At 40.9% G+C, this 1581-nt stretch carries 1 protein-coding gene; it reads left to right on the forward strand.

What is annotated here, in order from left to right; all coding sequences use genetic code 11:
- On the forward strand, positions 1 to 1262 hold a 1262-nt coding region (mgtA, locus tag RMO55_RS20740; protein ID WP_310429882.1), incomplete at its 5' end, for a magnesium-translocating P-type ATPase.
- Positions 1263 to 1581 lie beyond the last annotated feature (319 nt).

The following is a 1581-nucleotide window of genomic DNA, read 5'->3' on the forward strand; positions in this document are numbered from 1 at the left end:
CTCAACTTAAAGTCGATGACAAGATTCTGCCGATCGATGACTCAGTTCATACTAGGGTTGCCGATTTACAAGAAAAGCTCAATTCTGACGGGTTACGGGTGATTGCAGTAGCCTATAAAACAATTCCAATAGAGCAGTCTCATTGTGTGATCGCAGATGAAAGCGATCTGATTTTATTAGGTAATATTGCCTTTCTCGATCCACCTAAAGATTCCGCCGCTCAAGCACTTAAAGCTCTCAAGCGCAATGGAGTCGATGTCAAGATTTTAACAGGAGACAATGAGATTATTACGCAGAAAATCTGTCGAGATGTAGGTTTACCCGTTCAAAATGTTTTATTGGGTAGCGATATTGATTCTTTAGCCGATGATAAGTTAGCCGAAGTTGCTGCAACCACCACTATTTTTGCTAAGTTCTCACCTACCCAAAAAGCCAAAGTGATTCAGGTATTACGCAAAGCAGGTAATATCGTTGGCTATATGGGTGATGGCATTAATGATGCGGCTGCCTTACGAGAGGCAGATGTCGGAATTTCAGTCGATACGGCTGCCGATGTTGCCAAAGAATCAGCAGATATTATTCTACTTGAAAAAAACTTATTAGTCCTAGAATCTGGTGTTGTTATCGGTCGCCAGACTTTTTCAAATATAGTTAAGTACATCAGGATGGGTACTAGCTCTAATTTTGGTAATATGTTTAGTGTTTTGGGTGCGAGTGCAATCTTGCCATTTTTACCAATGCAACCAGTCCAGATTCTAATTAATAATCTCCTCTACGATTTTTCGCAAACAGGCATTCCCTTCGATAATGTGGACAAAGAAGATTTACTCAAGCCGCCAAAGTGGAAGATCGAAAATATTCGCAGATTTATGATTTTTATCGGCCCAATTAGCTCTATTTTTGACTACTGTACTTATGCTCTAATGTGGTTTGTATTTGGGGCTACAACTGTAGAAAATCAAGCATTATTTCAAACAGGTTGGTTTGTCGAAAGTCTGATGACTCAAACCCTCATCGTTCACGTTATTCGGACGGCAAAGGTGCCTTTTTTCCAGAGTCGAGCTTCTCTACCGATGCTGCTGATTACCGCGACTGTGATGTGTATCGGGATGTATCTACCGTTTTCCCCACTAGCATCTAGTTTGGGATTTGTACCGTTACCAGCCGTTTACTTTCTCTGGTTAGCTGGCATCCTGACTTGCTATTGTGTGCTAACTCAATTTGTCAAAACTTGGTTCATTAAGAAATATGGGTATACCTAAGCTCGACTTTGATTAAATTGATCGTGAATAATTGCCAGCAGATAGGTTAATGCTGGGGTCAGGGATAATGAAGTTGGGGTTGTAGTCATGGCTATTTTTGTCTTTTGTCTAGCCAGACTCTACCCTTTTTTCGGCTCTTTGCGATCTACTGAATCTGGAATGATTTTGCAGAGAGTAGAGATGAGGAGACTATACTGCAAACGGCTAAAGATTAGACTTTGCGAATCGATTGGCTAGAAGTCATATCCCCGACTTCTCTCAAGAAGTCGGGGATATGGGGTAATTCTAGAAAGTCCATATCCTAACCGTTTAGAGTATA

It is taken from the genome of Chamaesiphon sp. VAR_48_metabat_135_sub (assembly GCF_031418915.1).
Lineage (GTDB): Bacteria > Cyanobacteriota > Cyanobacteriia > Cyanobacteriales > Chamaesiphonaceae > Chamaesiphon.